At 67.1% G+C, this 13581-nt stretch carries 14 protein-coding genes; 6 read left to right on the plus strand and 8 right to left on the minus strand.

Going from position 1 to position 13581, the window contains the following annotated elements:
* Window position 1 precedes the first annotated feature (1 nt).
* The gene (locus TV39_RS04155; protein WP_043478732.1) at window positions 2-655 is read left to right on the plus strand and encodes an amino acid ABC transporter permease; all 654 of its coding nucleotides are present in this window, start codon (window positions 2-4) and stop codon (window positions 653-655) included.
* The gene (locus TV39_RS04160; protein WP_144406305.1) at window positions 648-1499 is read left to right on the plus strand and encodes an ATP-binding cassette domain-containing protein; all 852 of its coding nucleotides are present in this window, start codon (window positions 648-650) and stop codon (window positions 1497-1499) included. The genes TV39_RS04155 and TV39_RS04160 overlap by 8 nt, the downstream gene beginning before the upstream one ends.
* Before the next feature lie 21 nt (window positions 1500-1520).
* Here the strand turns inward: TV39_RS04160 and TV39_RS04165 are convergent, their stop codons facing one another.
* Window positions 1521-1817 carry a hypothetical protein gene (locus TV39_RS04165; RefSeq protein ID WP_043478734.1) on the minus strand — a complete coding sequence of 99 codons (297 nt, stop codon included), beginning with the start codon at window positions 1815-1817 and terminating at the stop codon, window positions 1521-1523.
* A gap of 142 nt (window positions 1818-1959) precedes the next feature.
* On the opposite strand from TV39_RS04165, the gene TV39_RS04170 reads away from it, so the two are divergent.
* The gene (locus TV39_RS04170; protein WP_043478736.1) at window positions 1960-4485 is read left to right on the plus strand and encodes a Tex family protein; all 2526 of its coding nucleotides are present in this window, start codon (window positions 1960-1962) and stop codon (window positions 4483-4485) included.
* 61 nt (window positions 4486-4546) lie between these two features.
* Window positions 4547-6382: a gamma-glutamyltransferase family protein gene (locus TV39_RS04175; protein WP_043479132.1), complete on the plus strand. Its 1836-nt coding sequence runs from the start codon at window positions 4547-4549 to the stop codon at window positions 6380-6382.
* A gap of 38 nt (window positions 6383-6420) precedes the next feature.
* On the opposite strand, the gene TV39_RS04180 is transcribed toward TV39_RS04175, so the two are convergent.
* Window positions 6421-6765 carry a cupin domain-containing protein gene (locus TV39_RS04180; RefSeq protein ID WP_043478738.1) on the minus strand — a complete coding sequence of 115 codons (345 nt, stop codon included), beginning with the start codon at window positions 6763-6765 and terminating at the stop codon, window positions 6421-6423.
* Window positions 6766-7186: 421 nt separating this feature from the next.
* Between TV39_RS04180 and TV39_RS04185 the strand changes: the two genes are divergently transcribed.
* Window positions 7187-7801 carry a hypothetical protein gene (locus TV39_RS04185; RefSeq protein WP_144406306.1) on the plus strand — a complete coding sequence of 205 codons (615 nt, stop codon included), beginning with the start codon at window positions 7187-7189 and terminating at the stop codon, window positions 7799-7801.
* A gap of 121 nt (window positions 7802-7922) precedes the next feature.
* Here TV39_RS04185 and TV39_RS04190 read toward each other — a convergent pair whose 3' ends face one another.
* From TV39_RS04190 to TV39_RS04210, 5 genes are all read right to left on the minus strand, one after another.
* On the minus strand, window positions 7923-8600 hold the full coding sequence (locus tag TV39_RS04190; RefSeq protein WP_043479135.1) for a YqjF family protein: 678 nt from the start codon (window positions 8598-8600) through the stop codon (window positions 7923-7925).
* A 77-nt stretch (window positions 8601-8677) separates the two neighbouring features.
* A complete protein-coding gene (locus TV39_RS04195; protein ID WP_043478743.1) occupies window positions 8678-9457 on the minus strand; it encodes an isocitrate lyase/PEP mutase family protein in 780 nt (259 codons plus the stop codon).
* 41 nt (window positions 9458-9498) lie between these two features.
* Complete coding sequence (locus TV39_RS04200) at window positions 9499-9906, minus strand: DUF1622 domain-containing protein (protein ID WP_043478746.1); 408 nt, start codon at window positions 9904-9906, stop codon at window positions 9499-9501.
* Between the two features lie 43 nt (window positions 9907-9949).
* Window positions 9950-10882, minus strand: coding sequence for an SDR family oxidoreductase (locus TV39_RS04205; RefSeq protein ID WP_043478749.1), 933 nt, complete (start codon window positions 10880-10882; stop codon window positions 9950-9952).
* 55 nt (window positions 10883-10937) lie between these two features.
* Window positions 10938-11843, minus strand: a complete 906-nt coding sequence (locus TV39_RS04210; protein WP_043478752.1) for an MSMEG_6728 family protein — start codon at window positions 11841-11843, stop codon at window positions 10938-10940.
* Window positions 11844-12071: 228 nt separating this feature from the next.
* Between TV39_RS04210 and TV39_RS04215 the strand changes: the two genes are divergently transcribed.
* Entirely contained in the window at window positions 12072-12659 is a 588-nt protein-coding gene (locus tag TV39_RS04215) for a hypothetical protein (protein ID WP_043478755.1), read from the plus strand.
* Between the two features lie 87 nt (window positions 12660-12746).
* Here the strand turns inward: TV39_RS04215 and TV39_RS04220 are convergent, their stop codons facing one another.
* Window positions 12747-13442, minus strand: coding sequence for a LysM peptidoglycan-binding domain-containing protein (locus TV39_RS04220; protein WP_144406307.1), 696 nt, complete (start codon window positions 13440-13442; stop codon window positions 12747-12749).
* Window positions 13443-13581: the final 139 nt, after the last annotated feature.

The raw sequence follows: 13581 nt of genomic DNA on the forward strand, positions 1-13581 counted from the left end.
CATGGACTTCATAAATAACACCCTCGCCGTATTCCCGGCATTACTTGTCGCTGTACCCGTTGTTGTGCAATTGGCGCTTGGAGCCATGGTGCTCGCCCTTGTTTTGGGCCTGCTGATCGCGCTGGCGCGAATCTCCAGCATCAAGATCCTTCGCGGCATCGCCACCTTCTACCTCGAGGTCATCCGCGGAACCCCGCTGCTGGTGCAGTTGGTTTACATCTTCTTCGTGCTCCCGAGCATCGGAGTCGAGATCGAGCCGGTTCCGGCCGGCATCCTGGGCCTGGGGCTGAACTATGCGGCCTATCTGTCCGAGGTGTTCCGGTCTGCCATCCTGTCGGTGGAGCACGGCCAGACCGAGGCTGCGCTATCCCTCGGATACACTCCGACCAAGACACTGTGGAAGGTCGTGATTCCCCAGTCGTTCGTTGTCTCCATGGGACCGATTGGAAACTACTTCATCGCCATGATCAAGGACACCGCCCTCACCTCGGTGATCGCAGTTACGGAAATCCTGAAGACGGCCAACATCCTCAACAGCCAGACGTTTCAAACCACGGCCATTTACACCGCCGCGGCCATCCTGTATCTCATAATCAGCCTCCCACTCTCGCGGGTCGTGGTAGTGCTTGAACGAAAGGCACGCTCCAGTGGCTGACGACACCATCATCAACGTTCGCGACGTCCACAAAACGTTCGTCTCCGAAACGAAGCGTCCGCTGTGGAGCCGACTTACTGGCCGGGCCCACGTGCAAAAACGAGTCGAAGTTCTCAAGGGGGTCGATCTAACGGTCCACCGGGGCGAAACCGTGGCCATTCTTGGCTCCAGCGGGTCGGGCAAAAGCACGCTATTACGCTGCATCAACAAACTTGAAACCATCGAGGCCGGGAGAATCTATGTCAACGGCCATCTCATCGGCTACGAGGAGAAGGACGGGGAACTGATCAGCGAAAAAGCCTCCATCACCGCGAAAAAGCGCACCGATATCGGAATGGTCTTCCAGCAGTTCAACCTGTTTCTGAACAAGACCGCGCTCGGCAACGTCATGGCGCCGCTCCGCGACGTCAAAAAAATGTCGGCCACGGCTGCCCGGGAAATCGCCATACCCACGTTGGAATTGGTGGGGCTTGGCGACAAGATGGAGAACTATCCGAGCAAACTCTCCGGCGGTCAAAAGCAACGTGTGGCCATTGCGCGGGCTCTGGCCATGGAACCCAGCGTCATGCTCTTCGACGAACCGACGTCCGCGCTGGACCCGGAGCTGGTGGGGGAGGTTCTTGCAGTGATCAAGAAAATCGCCCAGCAGGGGACAACCATGGTCATTGTCACCCATGAAATGCAGTTCGCCAGGGAAATTGCGGACCGTATCGTCGTTATGGATCAAGGTGTCATCGTCGAGCAGGGGCCGCCGGAAGCCATCTTCACCCGCCCCCAACATCCGAAGACCAAGGCTCTCCTCAGCCGGTCGGGAATGATCCCGCGGGAGTCTACCGACAGCTGACCCGAGCAGGCCGCCGCGGCGCTATAGGAACGCCTCGCGGCCCGTCCCCTCCCGCACCAGCAGTTTGCCGTCTTCGATGGACACGAGGAGGCTCTTGGGTTTGCCACTGAGTTTCAGGCCACCGGACAGGCCCCGGCTGGTCACGTCGACGCCGATGGTGGCGCCGCGCGCCGGTAGCGGGATCGCGACCTCCTCGGCTATGCCAAGCAGCGGATTCGTGGAAAGTTCGGTATCGCGCCTCGCCTGCTTGCCGTTGACGAAAACCGTGACATTGTCCTCCTCAAAGCCGCCCTGAAGGATGATGAGCAACTCCTGCATCGTGGACCGCCTCCGTAGATCGCATGGCTCCCCCAACTGCCACTACATCACTTCTTTTCCCCTGTGGATAGCCCCAGTTTTGACCGGTTCGGGGCCGGTACAGGGACGAAACAGCGGCACAGTGTCGGCCCGGTAAGGCAAAATGTTCTGGGTGAACCACATCCCGCAGCGCCCTTCCCCGTCCGCCACCAAAACCGCTGACTCCACTGCCGACCACATCGCGGCCCAGATAGCCGGCGAACTGGGCGTCAAGGCGTGGCAGGTGAAGGCCGCAGTGGAACTGCTCGACGGCGGCTCGACGGTGCCTTTCATCGCCCGGTACCGCAAGGAAGCCACCGGGACGCTGGACGACACCCAGCTCCGCGACCTCGAGGAGCGGCTCCGGTACCTGCGCGAACTGGAGGACCGCCGTCGGACGGTCCTTGAAGCGATTGCCGCGCAAGGCAAGCTGACGCCGGAACTGGAGGCCGCCGTCGTGGGCGCCGACACGAAATCCCGGCTGGAAGACATTTACCTTCCCTTCAAGACCAAACGGCGGACCAAGGCCCAGATAGCGCGTGAAGCGGGGCTCGAGCCGCTCGCCGACGCCCTGCTCAAGCGCCCGGAACTGGACCCGGAGCGCGAGGCCGCCAAATACGTGAACGCTGAAAATTCCATCGACGACGCCGCGGCAGCGCTGGCGGGCGCCCGGACCATCCTGGTGGAGCGCGTGGCACAGGACCCGGACCTCGCCGCGACGCTGCGTGAACGGCTCTGGACGCAGGGCCGCATGGTGTCCCGCGTGAAGAAGGGCCAGGAGGCCGAGGGCCAGAAGTTCAAGGACTACTTCGAGTTTTCGCAGGCGCCCTCCGGGATGCCGTCGCACCGCGTCCTGGCGCTGCTCCGCGGGGAAAAGGACGGGGTGCTGGAGCTGGACCTCGCCGAAGCTGAACCGTCCGACGACGACGCCCTGGCCGCCGCCCGCGGCCGGTATGAATCCGCTGTGGCCAGGTTCCTCGGGGTTGCGGACCGCGGCCGGCCCGCCGACCCGTGGTTGCTGGAGACAGCGCGCGTGGCGTGGCGCTCGCGCGTGCTGGCCCGGCTCACGGCCGACCTGCGGGGACGGATGTTCGCCGCGGCCGAGGACGAGGCGGTTCGGGTTTTCGCCGCCAACCTTCGCGACGTCCTGCTGGCGGCGCCGGCGGGCAACCGGGCAACGCTGGGACTCGACCCGGGACTGCGCACCGGCGTGAAGGTGGCGGTGGTGGACGGGACCGGCAAGGTGGTGGCCACGGACACTGTGTACCCGCACGCCCCGGCGCGGAAGTGGGACGAGGCCCTGGCCACGCTGGTGCGGCTGGCGCGCCAGCACGCCGTCGAACTGGTGGCGATCGGCAACGGGACGGCCTCCCGCGAGACGGACAAGCTGGCCCTTGAACTGATCAAGAAGCTGTCCGCGGAGTCAGCGGGGCAGGCCGGCGCCGGAACCCGGGCGCCGGAAAAGCTGGTGGTATCCGAAGCCGGCGCCTCGGTGTACTCGGCGTCGGCGCTGGCTGCCGCCGAGCTGCCCGGCATGGATGTTTCCCTGCGCGGTGCGGTGTCCATCGCCCGGCGCCTGCAGGATCCGCTGGCTGAGCTGGTGAAGATCGAGCCGAAATCGATCGGCGTGGGGCAGTACCAGCACGATGTCACGGCCGCCAAGCTGGACCGCAGCCTGGACGCCGTGGTGGAGGACTGCGTGAACGCCGTGGGCGTGGACGTCAACACGGCATCGCCGGCGCTGCTGAGCCGGGTGGCCGGCGTCGGACCGCTGCTGAGCGAGAACATCGTGGCGTACCGGAACGAGCACGGGCCGTTCGCCAAGCGCAGTGAGCTGAAAAAGGTGCCGCGGCTGGGTGCCAAAGCCTTCGAACAGTGCGCGGGGTTCCTGCGGATCACGGGCGGCGCGGAGCCGCTGGATGCATCCAGCGTGCACCCGGAGGCCTACCCGGTGGCACGGAAGATCCTCGCCGCCGCGGGCGGAAAGTCAGCGGGCGCCAAGTCCACTGCCGGGAGCTTCGCTTCGCTCAACCCGCAGGACTTCGTGGATGGCGCCTTCGGACTGCCCACGGTGCAGGACATCATCTCCGAACTGGAAAAGCCCGGCCGGGACCCGCGGCCGCAATTCGCGGCCGCCAAGTTCTCGGAAGGCATCGAGAAGATCTCCGACCTCCGGCCCGGGATGATCCTGGAAGGGACCGTCACCAACGTGGCCGCGTTCGGGGCGTTCGTGGACGTCGGGGTGCACCAGGACGGGCTGGTGCACGTTTCCGCGCTGGCCAACCGTTTTGTGTCCGATCCGCGCGAAGTGGTGAAGTCCGGACAGGTGGTGCGGGTAAAGGTCCTTGAAGCCGATCCGGAAAGGAAGCGCATCTCGCTCACGCTGAGGCTCGACGACGAGCCGGCATCTTCCGGCGGCCGGCCGGCGGCTGCCGGTGCCCGGCCCGCTGCTTCCGGGCGGCAGGGGAACGGCGCGCCACGGCAGGGGAACGGCGCACCCCGGCAGGGGAGTGACGGCGGCCAGGGCCGGACTAACGGCAACCAGCCGCGGAACGACCGCGCCGATGCCAAGCGGACGCCGCCGCCAAAGCCCGCGCCGGTCAACACCGCCATGGCCGAGGCACTTCGGAAGGCCGGCCTGGGCAAGTAACCGCCAATCCGGCCCGCCGGAATCCGTCCTACCGCTGCCGGCTGTGGTTACAGTGGTCCCCATGACTTTCACCCGGCCCGATCCCTTCACCACGCGCCCCACCCTGCGGGGAACCTTCGGGATGAGCGCCTCGACGCACTGGCTCGCCACCGCGGCTGCCCAGGCGGTGCTGGAACGTGGCGGGAACGCGTTCGACGCCGCCACCGCCGGGGCGTTTGTGCTCCACGTCGTCGAGCCGCACCTGAACGGGCCGGGCGGGGACATGACCGGGGTGTTCGTCACTGCCGGGGAACCAGGCAAACCGGTGGTCCTGATGGGGCAGGGGCCGGCCCCCGCCGGCGCGACGCCCGGGCACTATCGCTCGGAGGGCCTGGAACTGGTGCCTGGTTCAGGCGCCCTGGCGGCGGCGGTGCCCGCCGCCGTCGACGCCTGGCTCCTGCTGCTGCGCGATCACGGGACCTGGGAGTTGGAGGCCGTGCTCGAGTTCGCGATCGGGTACGCCCGCGACGGCCATCCGGTGCTGGGAAGGGTTGGCGCGACGATCGCAGCCGTTTCCGAGCTGTTCACCGAGCACTGGCCCACGTCCGCCGAGCTGTGGATGCCCGGGGGCAGAATCCCCGCCGAGGGGGAGCTGGTCCGGAATCCGGCCTACGCGCGGACCCTTGAACGGCTGGTGGAGGCAGGAACCGCGGAGCCCACGCGGGAAGCGCGCATCGACGCTGCACGCCGGGAATGGCGTGAAGGTTTTGTGGCAAAGGCCATGGTGCAGTCCGTGCAGACGCCGCACCGGCATTCGTCCGGGACTGACCACCGCGGCGTGCTGGAGATGGGTGACCTCGAGGGATTCGAGGCCAGCTACGAAGCCGCGGCCACTCTGGAGTTCAGGGGACACACTATCGCGAAGACGGGTCCGTGGGGCCAGGGCCCGGCGCTCCTCCAGACCCTTGCGATCCTGGACGGGTTCGCGGACGAGTACCTTGACCCGTCTACGGAACTGGGTGCGCACACCATTCTGGAGGCGCAGAAACTGGCGCTCGCCGACCGGGAGGCCTACTACGGCGACACGGATGTTCGGCTCGACTACCTGCTGTCCGCAGGGTACGCCGCGGAGCGCCGGGAACTGATCACGGAGCGGGCCTCGCATGAGTTCCGGCCCGGCCGGGTTCCTGGACACGAACCGTTTGTCCCGCCGCTGCGGACGGAGTACGAGCCGCCGCCGGTCGCGAACGACGACGACGGGCCGGGTCTTCGCGGGGGCGGCACCGGCGCCGGCGCGGGTGAGCCGACGGTGCTGGCGACCGGCGAGACGCGCGGCGACACATGCCATATCGATGTGGTGGACCGCTGGGGCAACATGATCTCGGCAACTCCGTCAGGCGGGTGGCTGCAGTCCTCCCCGGCGATTCCCGAGCTGGGTTTCTGCCTGGGAACCCGGCTGCAGATGACCTGGCTCGAACCCGGAACACCCTCCACGCTCACCCCCGGGAAGCGTCCCCGCACCACCCTGACGCCCACCCTCGTGCTGCGCAACGGCACGGCTGTTACGGCGCTGGGCTCGCCCGGCGGCGACCAGCAGGACCAATGGCAACTCCCGTACCTGCTGCGGACCATCGTGGGCGGCTACGCTCCGCAACAGGCCATCGATGCGCCGACGTTCCATACGACGTCGATGCCGGGGTCGTTCTGGCCCCGCACCTGGGAGCCCGGCGGCGCAGTGGTGGAGGGCAGACTGGGTGAGGACGTCATTGCCGGCCTGGAACGCCGTGGCCACCGGATCACGTGGGCCGGCGACTGGACGCTGGGACGGTTGTCCGCCGTCGTCCGTGATCCCCGGGCGGGTGTCCTGCAGGGCGCAGCGAACCCGCGCGGTGCGCAGGGCTACGCGGCGGGACGGTAGGGGTTAACGCCCTCACGAAGTACGGCTCGAGGCCCTCATCAGCCCTGCCTGACGATATCGACCGAGATCTCCACCGCCGGAACGGTTCCCCTGTTCTCGAGCCAGTGGGTCGTGTTCCGGTCCTCGGGCCATCCCACTCCGGGCCCGTAGTCCGTGGCGACTCCGTTTCGATGGTCAGTGATCGTTCCCTGCAGGATGTAGACGCTGCCAGGCCGGCCCACGTGGTCGTGAACCGGGCCGAAGACGCCGCCGGGCTCGATGGTCACCATTCGCGTTCGAAGTTGGAGTCCTTCCATGCCCTCGATCTCGGGGCCAAGGGCAACCGTTGAAAGTAACTCCACCGTGACGCCTTTCGTCTCAGGTGCCGCCTGTTCGTTGCCCATGGTGCTCTCTTTTCTCTACGTCCCTGCGCGTCCGGGCCTCTTGCTGGTGGTCCAAGCCTGACCGTCATCGGCCGCACCGGCTTGCGCCGCCACTGGAGCCCCGTCCCGTTCTTTCCCACAATAGATGCCTTCGCGTCCGTTGGGCTGCCCGCGACCCTTCGGTGTCCCCGAGCATGCTGAACCGCGAAACAGGGGGTTAGACTCAGGACGACGTCAGCTCCGGGGGGAACAGATGCGTTTAGCAAGATCTTGGTTTGTTGCAGCAGCCCTGGTCATTCCGTTGGCAGGATGTGAGTACAGCGGGCCGGGGGACAACGCCGCCGTCTCGCCGACTCAGGGCGGTAGCGAGCAGAAGCCATCTTTTGAGGACAACGTCGACGACGTGGCAAGGTTGCTCGAGATATCTGCGGAGGATCCTGGAATGCCGTCGGAAACGGAGCCGGCCGGGGAACTGTCGGTTGATCTCGTTCCCGGTGACTACATGGTCAAGGGCGCATGTGCCGGTGTTCACGGCCTTAAGGTCTCCATTGTTGAAGGCGAAAAGGCACCACTAACGGTGCCCTACACGTGTGACTCCGTCATGGAGCGCTTCATCCGGCACACCGGCGGGCCCATCACCATCAGTGCCACCCCGCCCATGGACAAGCCCGCCGCGGCTGGCGTCACCATCCGGCCCAATACTGATCCGCGCGCCGCAGCGCTGAAAGACATGGCGGAGTGGTTAGCGCAGCAGCTACAACCCGAAATAGCTGGACAGCACGCAGGTTCCGCAGGCTCGAACTCCCCCACCAGCATGGGTATGCCAGCAGAACCGGGCAGCTACGAAGTGCACTTCATCTGCGAAGGACCGCCCGAAGCTCAATTTTCGGTGTCCAGTTGGGCAGGGGTCGAAGTTTTGGCCCCAGTGCGCGTCCCTTGCAACGGTGACGTCTTTAAAGCGTCGGTGGAGTTGCCCACCAAGGGGGCGGACTTCAACATGGCCCCGAGTAACGGGGCCGAGAGCCGCTACGCCTTCCGGCTAGTTTCGTCCGCGTAGTTTGGCGTAGCCCGGAAGTCCGGTGCCGTGCCGGACGTAGGGGAGGCCCTAATCTACGCCCGGGGGCCTGCCAGGGGACTACGTCCCTTCGCCCGGCAGGCCAGCCCTGCCGATTGTGCGGTTAGGCGCCAAGCACCCGCGGCCGGCCAAACTGGGTCCGGACGCCGGGGGAGAACAGCACGGACTCGGGCGGACCCGCCACATCGAGTCCGGCGGCGCCGATCAACCCGTCCTCAAGGACCGTCAGCTCAGCCCGGTAGAGCGGCCAGGGCGAATGGGTGTTCGGGATGTACAGCGTGCGGCCGCGGAAGCGGGAGTGCAGCCCGAACCTGGCCGTGAGGTGGATGGACAGCGGATCCGCGGCCGCGTCGTCGAGCGCAGGAACAACCGCGAAGTCGCTCGTTGCCCCGCGCCGGAACCGCCGCACCGAATAGCCTGTTGCTGGGCTGCCGGGGTGGGCCGAACGGAAGCGGGCATGCGACCACACATACGGAATGCCGGCCGCGCGTGCGGCCAGCACCACGGCCAGCCGGTCCGCGTCCAGGCTCAGGAAGACCACGCCCCGGGTGCCGTCCGGTTCCCGCGAATACAGCCGGACGTTGATCTCGTTGAAATCCCCGAAGAACGGCACTGCGGGGCCGCGGCCGATGCCCGCCTTCTGCATGCGGAAGCCGATCAGCCCCACCCACGCCGAGCCGTCGAAAACGTCCGGCACCACCCCGGCCGGCATGAACGCTGCCGCCGCCGTTTCGGGGATGCGCCAGTGCAGGAACACCGCGTCGGTCCACCGCTGGTCCATGATCACGGGGGAGGGCAACTCCGGCGGCTCCGGCCACGGGTGTGGCAATCCCAGGCCCTGCAGCTCCGGACCGGCCACTAGTTGAGTGCCCGTGTTCCCTCGGGCAGCGCACCCCCGGCCAGGAGCCCGGCGGTGGCGTCGGCAAAGGCCGTCAGGGCCACCCGCTGGGTCCAGGGGCCATAGGAAATGCGGGCCACGCCCAGTTCCTGCAGCTTGGCCGGAGCAAGGGACCCCGGAACGTTGATGACGGACACCTTGTTCCAGCCGATGCCGTCAACCAGGGCGGCCACGGTGGGCTCGTCCAGCAGACCGGGAACGAAAACGGTGGTTGCTCCCACGTCGAGGAACGCCCGGCCGCGTTCGATGGCGTCGGCCAGCACGTCAGCGGGGTCGCGGTCCTTGCCCTTGAGGAAAGCGTCGGTGCGTGCGTTGAGGACGAAATCGATGCCTTCGGCCTGGCCTGCCTGGGCGGCGGCATCCATTTGGGCGACGGCGTCGGCCAGCGGACGCATCTGGTCCTCGATGTTGGCGCCAACGATTCCCACGCCGATCGCCTTCCGGATTGTCTCGCCCGGGTTGCTGTAGCCGGATTCGAGGTCCGCGCTGACCGGAAGGGTGGTGGATGCTGCGATGCGTCCCACGGCTTCGATCATGAGGTCCAGGGGGATGTTCTCGCCGTCCTCGTAACCCAGCGAGGCCGCAATGGAGTGGCTGGCCGTGGCCAGGGCGGCGGTACCCGGGACATCGGCGGCAACCTTTGCGGTGATGGCGTCCCAGACGTTGATGACCTGCAGGATTTCCGGTGCCTGGTGGAGGCGAAGCAGTTCGGTGGCTTTAGCGGCGTTGGTTTCAGTCATGCTGCGAGCCTAACCGAGGGGGCTGACACGGGTGAAGGCTTTCAGCCCTCCGATGATGAGCTCGACGCGCCAGCAGAGGCTACCGCGCCGGCGGGCTGTTTCTGCCAGGGCCAGCGGCCGGTGATTTCCAGCTCCAGCGAAAAGCTCAGGAAGGTCCGGATGAGCACGATGATCGCCAGCACGCCCACGCTCTCGAAGGTCGGCGTCACGGCGACCGTCCGGATGATGTCCGCTGCCACCAGGAGTTCAAGGCCGAGCAGGATGGAACGGCCCAACAGTTGCCGGTAGGAGCGGTAGACGGAAAGCGGCTCGGATCCCGGCGGCAGGCGTTTCGGCTGGAATCCCCGCAGCGCCATGGGGATGGAAACGACGGCGCCGATCACCATCACGGCGACGCCGGCAAAGTCCATGAACCTGCCTACGGTCTCGATAATGTGCTGGAAATCCACTGTTCCCCTTACAAGGCTTCGGACAAAGAAAAGTGCAGCGGCATCACGGGTGGCGGACTCCTTCGCCCGCGAGGATCGCGCGGTACCCCTCACGGAAGGTGGGGTAGGCAAACTCGAACCCGGTGCTCCTGAGGAGGGCATTGCTGCACCGTTTATTGCCGCCCCGGGACGGCTCGCCGCCCGCTCCGCCGCCGCTGGCACCACCCGGAACGTCCGACGACGGCCGCGGGAGTCCCAGCTCGTCGGCCAGGAAACGCTGGACCTCGCCGAGCTCCGCGGGATCGTTGTCCACGCCGAGGTACACGGGGCCGGGGTCGGCGGCCGTGGTGCAGAGGTGCACGATCGCCGCCGCGGCGTCGTCCCGGTGGATGCGGTTGGTGTAGCGCGGCTCCGCCGGGGCCACCGCAGCCCCTGAGCGGACCTGGTCGATCAGCCTGGTCCTCCCCGGACCGTAAATGCCGCCCAAGCGGAGCACCACTGGGCTGATCCCGGTGCCGTCCAGGCGCTGGTGCAGCAGATCCTCCGCCTCGCGGATGATGCGGCCGGAGAATCCGCCGGGTGCCGGCGTCGTGCTTTCATCCACCCAGCCGCCTTCCGCGTCGCCGTACACGGCAGTGGAGGAGACGAACAACACACGCCGAAGCGGCGACGGCAGCGCCGCGGCACCGCGCTCCCTTACCGGCACAAGTTTCGCGTCGCGCTCCAGCGCATCCAGGACGTTCGAGAGTCCGTCCACGTAGGCGGCCCGGTAGGCCTCTTCGGTGGGGGAGTCGGCCGCTACCGCGATGACGACGGCGGTGGTGTCCGCCGGGATCGGCGGCAGCGGCGGCCGGGCCAGGTCAGCCGCAACACCCTCGATGGCGGCCGGAAGCTTGCCCGGCGACCGCCGCCACCCCACCACGCGGTGGCCGGCTGCCGCGAAACGCAGCCCGGCCTCGGTACCCAGATCGCCGCAGCCGGCCATAAGAACAGTCATACGGGCCAGTCTGCCAGAGCGGCGGCGAAGCCTTGGCCAGGCCCGCGATTGACGGTTAGGGTGCCGGAACCGGGAAGAACAGCCGCGGGTCCTGCAACAGGGCGGGGTAGTCGAACGAGGAGCGTTCCACGACGTCCGTGACCTGGAAGTTCCGGGCGAAACGGCCGTCCACCGTGATGGGGCGCCCCTGGACCTTGCCGATCGCGAACGTGGCGCCGCCGTCGAACGGCACGGCGATTGCCGAGTTGCCGGGCAGGGTGCGGAAGGCCTCCTCCTGCTGCTGGCGCTTCCGAGTGGGCTTTTTCACGAGCTGCTTGGGCGGCCGCTTCTTGGGGTTCTTGGCCGGGCGCCGCGAGTCAGTGTCGGCGTACACGAACTCGTACTCGTCCGAATGGGCGGCGGCCTTCGCGGCGCGGCCAACCTCCGGCAGGCTGATGGTGTCGAGCTTGTCCGGGGCGGTGTCTCCCACCTGGGCACGCAGGATCCAGAGGCGGTCGCCCACCGGATCCTCGGGGAGGAACTCATGCCGGGGTTCAGGCCAGACGTACTCCAGGTCCGCCGGCGTTCCGGGGAACAGCTCGCTGTAAAAGCGCGGTTCCTTCTGCAGCAGCCGGGAGCGGTGGCTGAGGTGCAGGTCGGGCTCGCCGAGCCACGGCGGCATGGGGATCTTGGCGGCGTAGGCTGCGTGGTCTGCCTGCGGTGCGAATTCGAGGATCTTGGCGCGGGTGGTGTCCTCGCCGCCGCGGGCGATCCATTCATCAACCATGGCCAGGCCGTACATGGTCAGTGCGGGGACGTAGCCCATCCACATGCGGATGGCCGGGTGCGACTGCCAGCCGTACTCCGGGATCACCAGCGCACGCAGTGTCTGCAGCGCCTCGACACGCTGCTTGCCGAGCCGGACGCGGTCGAGGACCGCGGCGCTCTGCTGGAAATCTGGGTAGGGAAGGAAAGTCTGCATCCTTCAAGTGTGGAGGTGCCGCGGTCCCAGACCAAATGCCGGCGGCGGCGGCACAGCGCTGAGCTAGCGCCGGCGCAGCGGCAAACGCTGTTAGGATGTGAGCGGCCTGAGAGCAGCGCGGCGTAGTCTACTGGACCGTATGCTGAGACGGGGGAGACAACACGGTCACAATTTCACTAAGATGACCCCAACCAAATCCCGCCTCAGCCACCCTCCGGAAGACACGAAATGACACTTACCCAAGCAGTTCCGTTCACGCCGAAGTTCGGACAAATGCTGAGCCCGGAAGCCAAGGGCATCCTGGTGCTTGATGAATTCACCATCGACCCGGAAGCGGCCCGCAAGGAGCAGCACGGCTTCCGCGCCGCCCTCGGCTCAGTCGCCCTCACACTCCGGCGCATCGTTGCCCTCCGCCTGTTCATTGCGGTGGTGGCCATCGCCAACCTTCCCCTGTTCCTGCTGTCCACCGGATGGTGGATCTACGCCGTGTCCCTCGCCGTTGTCGTCGGAGTGCACGCAGCAGTTTCGTGGCTCAACGCGCATGAGCCGAAGGTGCGCCAGCGCCACTCGCTGGAGTTGCACTTGCACCGCGAACGCAGCGACAACTACCGCAAGGTGCGTGACGCGGTGAAGTTCGTGATCGATTCGCCGTCGCGCATGAACGAGCACCTCTACTTGGAGCTCCTGGCCGCAAAGCGGGTGGCCCTGCACCTGCACATCGGCACCGTGGCCCTTCTGGACACCAGCGACGACTCCGCCTGGAAAGTCCGGATCGTCCGCGAACTGCCGCAGGCGCTCTTCACGCAGGCGGCCTAAAACAACTGACTTAAGAAACAACGACGCCGGAGCTCCCCGCCAAGGGAACGCTCCGGCGTCGTTGTTTAACGCTTTGCAGCCTAAACCCTAGGCGGGCAGCTGAAGCACCTGTCCTTCAAACACCAGGTCGGGGTCCACGATGGTGTCCGTGTTGGCGTCGGCAAGGGTCTGCCAGCCGCCGGTGATGTCCAGCTTTTCGGCGACGGTGCTCAGGGTGTCGCCGGCCGCAACCGTGTAGGTTTCGCCGCTCAACGGAACCTGTGCGGCGTGGCGGGGTTCGGCCTGCACCGGAGCCACTGCGGCCGAGGCTGCCTGCACGGGTGCCTGCGCGGCCTGCACCGGTACCTCGGCGGGGGCCGGGGTGACCGGAACGCTGGGTGCGGGTGCTCCGCCGCCGCCGCTAAGGCCCAGCTGGGCAGCGCAGGCGGGCCAGGCGCCCCAGCCCTGGCTGGCCTGGACGTTCTCGGCCACGGCGATCTGCTGCTCTCGGGTGGCGTTGGCCGCCGATCCGGTGCCGCCGTACGCCGCCCAGGTGCTGTCCGTGAACTGCAGCCCGCCACTGAACCCGTTGCCGGTGTTGGTGCTCCAGTTGCCGCCGCTCTCACACTGGGCGAGTGCGTCCCAGGTGCTGGTGCTGGTTGCCGTGGGCACGGCCGCGTTGGCGGCTGTGGCGGACAGCGCGAGACCTGCCGCGGAAACGGCGGCCAGCGTCACTCCGCGGCGCGCCGCGGTGCCCACCTTGGACTTGGTCATGCGTGTGTTCATGCGAGTGGAGGTGTTCATGAAAGTGGATGCTCCTGAGGGCCACCTGCGCTCGGTCCGTCCCCGGACGTTGTCGCGCCACTGCCCGCCCCTGACGAACTAGAGGTCATGTACGGTGTCTGCCGGCCGGGCAGTAACTGGTGGTGGCAGCACCGGGCAT

Source organism: Arthrobacter sp. SPG23 (assembly GCF_000876655.1).
Lineage (GTDB): Bacteria > Actinomycetota > Actinomycetes > Actinomycetales > Micrococcaceae > Arthrobacter.

Coding starts and splice junctions, on each gene's coding strand:
- TV39_RS04155 (WP_043478732.1), top strand. CDS start 2: ATGGACTTCATAAATAACACCCTCGCCGTATTCCCGGCATTACTTGTC.
- TV39_RS04165 (WP_043478734.1), bottom strand. CDS start 1,817: ATGCAGGAGTTGCTCATCATCCTTCAGGGCGGCTTTGAGGAGGACAAT.
- TV39_RS04170 (WP_043478736.1), top strand. CDS start 1,960: ATGTTCTGGGTGAACCACATCCCGCAGCGCCCTTCCCCGTCCGCCACC.
- TV39_RS04175 (WP_043479132.1), top strand. CDS start 4,547: ATGACTTTCACCCGGCCCGATCCCTTCACCACGCGCCCCACCCTGCGG.
- TV39_RS04180 (WP_043478738.1), bottom strand. CDS start 6,765: ATGGGCAACGAACAGGCGGCACCTGAGACGAAAGGCGTCACGGTGGAG.
- TV39_RS04185 (WP_144406306.1), top strand. CDS start 7,187: ATGCCGTCGGAAACGGAGCCGGCCGGGGAACTGTCGGTTGATCTCGTT.
- TV39_RS04190 (WP_043479135.1), bottom strand. CDS start 8,600: ATGGACCAGCGGTGGACCGACGCGGTGTTCCTGCACTGGCGCATCCCC.
- TV39_RS04195 (WP_043478743.1), bottom strand. CDS start 9,457: ATGACTGAAACCAACGCCGCTAAAGCCACCGAACTGCTTCGCCTCCAC.
- TV39_RS04205 (WP_043478749.1), bottom strand. CDS start 10,882: ATGACTGTTCTTATGGCCGGCTGCGGCGATCTGGGTACCGAGGCCGGG.
- TV39_RS04210 (WP_043478752.1), bottom strand. CDS start 11,843: ATGCAGACTTTCCTTCCCTACCCAGATTTCCAGCAGAGCGCCGCGGTC.
- TV39_RS04215 (WP_043478755.1), top strand. CDS start 12,072: ATGACACTTACCCAAGCAGTTCCGTTCACGCCGAAGTTCGGACAAATG.
- TV39_RS04220 (WP_144406307.1), bottom strand. CDS start 13,442: ATGAACACCTCCACTCGCATGAACACACGCATGACCAAGTCCAAGGTG.